This is a genomic window from Pseudomonas sp. NY15364 (genome assembly GCF_048068235.1).
GTDB classification, from domain to species: domain Bacteria; phylum Pseudomonadota; class Gammaproteobacteria; order Pseudomonadales; family Pseudomonadaceae; genus Aquipseudomonas; species Aquipseudomonas mendocina_D.
Map to the genome: position 1 here is coordinate 1 of NZ_JBLUPX010000063.1, position 6001 is coordinate 6001.

General features: G+C 61.8%; 6 protein-coding genes and 1 pseudogene. 2 read left to right on the forward strand and 5 right to left on the reverse strand.

Annotation, left to right across the window (positions count from 1 at the left end):
- Positions 1-923, reverse strand: a 923-nt coding sequence (gene tnpC, locus ACNFCJ_RS23725) for an IS66 family transposase (protein ID WP_416773849.1), incomplete at its 3' end; no start/stop codon positions are given.
- 19 nt (positions 924-942) lie between these two features.
- A complete protein-coding gene (gene tnpB / locus ACNFCJ_RS23730) occupies positions 943-1302 on the reverse strand; it encodes an IS66 family insertion sequence element accessory protein TnpB (RefSeq protein ID WP_416773851.1) in 360 nt (119 codons plus the stop codon).
- Between the two features lie 85 nt (positions 1303-1387).
- Here tnpB and ACNFCJ_RS23735 point away from each other — a divergent pair.
- Positions 1388-1774: pseudogene (locus tag ACNFCJ_RS23735) on the forward strand (hypothetical protein); the annotation flags it as partial.
- A 92-nt stretch (positions 1775-1866) separates the two neighbouring features.
- Here ACNFCJ_RS23735 and zapE read toward each other — a convergent pair.
- From zapE to ACNFCJ_RS23750, 3 genes are all read right to left on the reverse strand, one after another.
- Positions 1867-2961, reverse strand: a complete 1095-nt coding sequence (gene zapE, locus ACNFCJ_RS23740; protein ID WP_416773852.1) for a cell division protein ZapE — start codon at positions 2959-2961, stop codon at positions 1867-1869.
- 108 nt (positions 2962-3069) lie between these two features.
- Positions 3070-4416 carry a tryptophan--tRNA ligase gene (locus ACNFCJ_RS23745; RefSeq protein WP_416773853.1) on the reverse strand — a complete coding sequence of 449 codons (1347 nt, stop codon included), beginning with the start codon at positions 4414-4416 and terminating at the stop codon, positions 3070-3072.
- A gap of 120 nt (positions 4417-4536) precedes the next feature.
- Positions 4537-5166: an alpha/beta hydrolase gene (locus ACNFCJ_RS23750; RefSeq protein WP_416773854.1), complete on the reverse strand. Its 630-nt coding sequence runs from the start codon at positions 5164-5166 to the stop codon at positions 4537-4539.
- Between the two features lie 265 nt (positions 5167-5431).
- Here ACNFCJ_RS23750 and ACNFCJ_RS23755 point away from each other — a divergent pair, with 265 nt between their 5' ends.
- Complete coding sequence (locus ACNFCJ_RS23755) at positions 5432-5863, forward strand: YhcB family protein (protein ID WP_037000607.1); 432 nt, start codon at positions 5432-5434, stop codon at positions 5861-5863.
- The last annotated feature ends 138 nt before the right edge of the window (positions 5864-6001 follow it).

The window sequence follows — 6001 nt, forward strand, 5'->3', positions numbered from 1 at the left end:
CCGCGGTAGCCATCGAGCAGGCGTAGCGGCACCTCCTGCGCGCGGCTGGCTGTGTAGTCGAAAAGGATCACCGGCTTGTCCGGCGGCCCACCGCTTTGCACCCACATCCAGAATTGTGTCGAGGGGTCGCGCCCCGGTTCATGCAGCACCTGCAGACGCGTTTCGTCGCAGTGCAACACGGGGTATTCGAACAGTTTGTCGCGCATCAGGTTGAGCAGCGGTTGCAATTGCTCGCCACTTTGGATCACCCAACGCGCCAGGGTCTGGCGTGGGATGTCGACGCCGTGGCGGCTGAGCATCTTTTCGAAGCGGTACAGCGGGATGCCGTCGGCGTACTTGGTGGTCAGCAGCATCGCCAGCACGCTGGGGCTGGCCAGGCTCTTCTCGATCAGTTGGGCCGGCTTGTCGGCGGTGACCGGCGCGGTTTCACAGGCCTTGCAGGCATAGGTCTTGCGGATGTGGCGGATGACCCGTACCTGCATCGAGATGATCTCCAGCTGCTCGCTGGTCTCCTCGCCGATCACCTGCTTGCAGGCACCGCAGGCGCAGGTGCGCTCATGCTCGGGCAGCTCATGGATGACCTCCATACGCGGCAGGTTGGCCGGCAGCGGCTTGCGCTTGCCACGACGCTTGACCGGCGCAACGACTTCTTCGGCTTCGGCTTCGGCTTCGGCTTCGCTTGGCGCAGCGGCCGGCGCTTCGATCAGCTCTTCGGCCTCGTTGAACATGGCCAACTGCGGCGAATCGGCATCTTCAGGGCTGCGCTCGGACTTGGGCGAGAACAGTTTGTGGCGCAGCAGGGCGACCTGTTCTTGAAGTTGTTCTATGCGAGCATCTTTCGCAGCCGCCTGTTCACTGGCCAGCAGCAGTAAATGCTTGAGCAGGATTAGGTCGTCAGGAAGGGATTCGGGCACGGCGATCATGGCCGTGGATTATACCGGCTCAGGTTACGAAGCGCGGCGTCAGTATCTGGTGCGGACGGTTGCGCCACAGGTCGATGCCGTCGAGCAGCCAGTTCAGCTCGTCGACCGTCAGTTCGATGGCTTCGTCACCCGCATCGGGTTTGGTCTTGAAACGCTCGGCTTCCAGACGCTTGAGCCACAGGCAGAAGCCATTGCGCTCCCAGTAGAGAATCTTGACCTGGCTGCGGGGGCGATTGAGGAACACGAACAGCACCGGGTTGAACACCTCCACCTTGATGTCCAGCTCGACCAGCGCGGCCAGTCCGTTGATGGATTTGCGGAAGTCGACGGGCTTTGGGTAGAGATAGACCTTCTGCACTTTGGCGTCGGGACGCATCATGACGGAACTCCACGGGAAAATAGGGAGCCCAGCATCCGGGATACGGAGAGGTCAGTTGAAGATGGGGTCTATGGAGCGCATACGCTACACCTCGCAGATTCCCCAGGAGCTCGACGCCCTGCTCGCCAAACAGCCCAAGCAACCCTTCGCCCTGGCGCTGTATGGCGGCTATGAAGCCGGGGTGATCCGCAAGGTTGGCAAGCTGGTGGGCAAGATGACCTACGGCGTCAGTGCGGACAACATGGAGAAGTACTTCCAACACAGCTTCCAGGCCCGCGATGACTTGCCCATCGGCCATTACGAATATGCCAATGCGCTGACCTACGTGTACGGCGATGACGAAGAAGACAAGGTCATCGAACATCTCAAGCGCGCCGTGGCGATAAAACCGATCAGTGCCATGGAGGCGCTGGAAGTGGCGCATGCGCAGAAGATTCTCGCCCAGCACCAACGGAAGCTGGCGAAGAACTGAAAGGCCGACCGTAGAGTGCGTGCGCCACCCTACCGGGGCAGCACCAATGAAAAAGGCGACCTTGTGGGTCGCCTTTTTCATATCGCCTTCCGTCAGGGCCGGTGTGGGCGCGAGAGGAATTCGTGCGATTGCATTTCCAGCAGGCGGCTCAGCGTGCGCTGGAACTCGAAACTCAGGCGACCGCCGGTGTAGAGATCCTTGAGCTCCACTTCCGCGGAGATGATCAGTTTGACGTTACGGTCGTAGAACTCGTCCACCAGGTTGATGAAGCGTCGCGCCATGTCGTCCTTGGCCACGCTCATCTGCTCGACGTTTGCCAGGATCACCGCATGGAAGATCTTGCCCAGTTCGATGTAGTCGTTCTGGCTGCGCGGGCCATCGCACAGCTCACGGAATTCGAACCAGGCCACGTCCTCGCAGACCCGCACGGCGTGGATCGCGCGGTTCTCGATCATCAGCGCCTCGTTCTCCACCATGTGAGTGCAGTCCGGTAGCAGGCTGCGGAAGCTGGTCAGCAGACTCTCCTCGGCAGCCGGGCCGAGCGGGAAGTGGAACAACTCAGCCTGCTCCAGCGCGCGCAGACGGTAGTCGACGCCGCTGTCGACGTTGACGATGTCGGTATGCTGCTTGAGTAGGGCGATGGCCGGCAGGAAGCGCGCGCGCTGCAGGCCGTCCTTGTACAGGCCGTCCGGCACGATGTTGGACGTAGCGACCAGGGAAACGCCGTTCTTGAACAGCTCTTCCATCAGCGTGGCGAGAATCATGGCATCGGTGATGTCGCTGACGAAGAACTCGTCGAAGCAGATCACCCGTGCCTCGTCGGCGAAACGCTTGCCGATGATGGTCAGCGGGTTCTTCTCGCCCTTGAGGGTCTTCATCTCCTCGTGTACGCGCTTCATGAAGCGATGGAAGTGCGTGCGCATCTTCTGCTCGAACGGCAGCGCGTCGAAGAAGGTGTCGACCAGGTAGGTCTTGCCGCGCCCGACACCGCCCCAGAAATACAGGCCCTTGACCGGCCCCTGCGGCTTCTTGCCGAACAGCTTGCCCATCAACCCGGATTTGCTCTGGTCGCGCGCAAGCAGCTCGTCGTACAGACGCTGCAGATGGCGGACAGCATTTTCCTGGGCCGCATCATGGAAGAAGTCGGGCCGCTTGAGATCGGCCTGATAACGCTCTAAGGGGGTCATGATTCGTTAGCCGGGCAAGTAAAAACGGGGGCGTCACTTTAGCGACGCCCCCGTTGATTGGCAATCTTGCCGTGGGCGGCAACCGCCGCCCGGTATGAAGCTGCTATATCACTCCTGCGGCGCCAACGCCTCACGCAGGCGGGCAATGGCCGCCTCCAGCGCCTGACCGTCGGCGAACTCGGGGCTGCTCGCCACATTTTCACCATCGACCCACACCGAGAACACCTGACCTTCGGCACGCACATCCAGCGGCTCACCGGATTGCAGGCGCTTGTTGATCATGCCGGCCGACTTGCCATCGGCGAAGGATTTCGACAGCAGCAGTTGCTCGCCATCGGCATCCAGCAGACGGAAGCGGAAGCTGCCATCTTCATCGCGGAAGCTGACGAAGCGGGCACTCTTGGCGGCTTTCTTCTTCTCGCCAGTAGCGACTTGCACCTGCTCGCGGAACGAACGCAGGCCCACCGCCTCGCGCAACTCGCCGAGGAACGGCGTGGCGATCTTGCGTGCCTTGGCGGCGCCGGCAAGGAGAATGTCCTCCAGGTCGGCCGGCCGAGCGATCAGCGTGTTGTAACGCTCACGCGCCTCGCCCAGGGTATCTTCGAGCAACTGGTACAGACGGTTTTTCGCCTCGCCCCAGGCCAGGCCGCCTTCCAGCTCGGCACGGAACTCGGCCTGCTGCGTGTGGCTGGCGAAGGCCTGGTACAAGGTGAACAGGTGCGAACCCTCGGCATCCTTGGGCTCACCCGGCAGCCTGGAGTCGGTGACGATGCGCGCCACGGCGTCCTTGAGCTGCTTGGCGCTGCCGAACAGGGGAATGGTGTTGTCGTAGCTCTTGCTCATCTTGCGCCCGTCGAGGCCCGGCAGCGTGGCCACTTCTTCCTCGATCACCACCTCGGGCAGGACGAACAGGTCCTTACCCTTGCCGAACAGGTGATTGAAGCGCTGGCCGATGTCGCGAGCCATCTCCACGTGCTGAATCTGGTCACGACCGACCGGCACCTTCTGCGCGTTGAACATCAGGATGTCCGCGGCCATCAGCACCGGGTAACTGAACAGGCCCATGGTCACGCCGGCGTCCGGGTCTTCACCGATTTCGACGTTCTTGTCCACCGAAGCCTTGTAAGCGTGGGCGCGGTTGAGCAGGCCCTTGCCGGCGACGCAGGTGAGCAGCCAGCACAGCTCGGGAATCTCGGGGATGTCGGACTGGCGGTAGAAGGTCGCCTTGTCGGTATCCAGCCCAAGCGCCAGCCAGGTGGCCGCGATTTCCAGACGCGAACGCTGGATGCGCGCCGGGTCATCGCACTTGATCAGCGCGTGGTAGTCGGCGAGGAAGTAGAAGGAGTCCATCTGCGGGTCGCGACTGGCAACGATGGCCGGACGGATGGCGCCGGCATAATTGCCCAGGTGCGGCGTGCCGGTGGTGGTGATACCGGTAAGGATACGGGTGGTCATAGTAATTCGCTTGTCTTGCTGCAATGACGTGGTAGGCCTTCATTTGCCGTCACTCCCGCGAAGGCGGGAGCCTAGGTGCTGCGGCCCTCTGGGTTCCCGCCTGCGCGGGAATGACGGTTTTTATAAACGCGGCAGAAGGATGTCCTTCAAGTCCGTCAGCTTGCCGTGAAAAAAGTGACCGCATTCTGCCACTTTCAGCAGCTCGTGGGCACGCCCGAGATTGGCCGACCAGTCGTACACGGCCTGTGGCTCGACCACCTCGTCGGCATCAGGCTGGATCACCACCAGCGGGCACTGGCTGGCCGGCGGCACCTCGGCAGTCAGGCGATGCACCGCCGGCGCCACCATGAACAACTTGCTCGGCACCTGGCCTTGCGCCTCCAGGCGCGCGCCCAGCGCTGCGGCGACGAAGCCGCCGAAGGAGAAACCCAGCAGCATGACAGGCAGGTTCGGGTATTCCTCCTTGAGCCAGGCGGCGACGGCATCGGCATCGTCGACCTCGCCGGTGCCCATGTCATGGCTACCGGCACTGGCGCCGACGCCGCGATAATTGAATCGCAATGTGTGATAACCACAGTCACGCGCGGTGCGCTGCAGCGTGCTCACCACCTTGTTGAGCATGGTACCGCCCTGCACCGGATTGGGATGGCAGACCAGCGCCACGCCTCGGGCGTCCGGCACTTCCAGCAGAAGGGCTTCGAGTTGACCCACCGGGCCTTGAATGAAAAGAGGGGTTTCGCGACTGAGCAACACTGAACTCCGTGACCCCGCAACGGGTCGACTCGTCTAGCAAACTGCCTGTGCGGCAAATGAACCTGTTCAGCGTCTTACGAGCTAGAGCAATGCAAGGCAAAAACAGGAGAGGAAGCGGAGTGTACTGTTGTACATGAGCATTCCGAACCTGTTTTTAACGCAGCAGTGCCGACGCGCAGAAGACGCTGAGCAGGTTCTGGACGTATACAGCACAGGCTCAAGCCGCTAACGTAAAGCAAAGCCGTTTTGAGAGGAAGGACTCGTGGAACAGACCGTTACAGCCTGGTTGATACCCGCCCTGACCCTGGTGGTCGGCATCGCCGTGGGCTTTCTGCTCGCCCGCCTGGCCCCCAATGCTGCACCGGGCCGTACGCAGCGGCAGATGGATGAAATGCAGGCACGCTTCGAGGCCTACCAGAGCGAAGTGGTGACCCACTTCAACACCACCGCCAGCCTGGTGAAGAAACTCACCCAGAGCTACCAGGACGTGCAGGAGCACCTGTCCGACGGCGCCAACCGCCTGGCCCTGGACGAGCTGACTCGTCAACGCCTGCTGGCCACCCTGAACAGCACAGAGACAGGCGAGAAGCGCGAGCGCCTGACCCCGCCGAAGAACTACGAAATGCCCAAGGACTATGCGCCGAAGAGCGATGGCCCGGGCATGCTGGATGAGAGCTACGGGCTCAAGAAGTAACCCATCAGCCAGAAACACCGAGCCCCGCCATTCAGAGCGTGTGAAAACGCACTGACGCCAGAAAAATCCAACGCCCCGACTGGTTCGGGGCGTTGGTGTTTTTGATGCTTGGAAATGGAAAGCGGGATTTACCCCAAC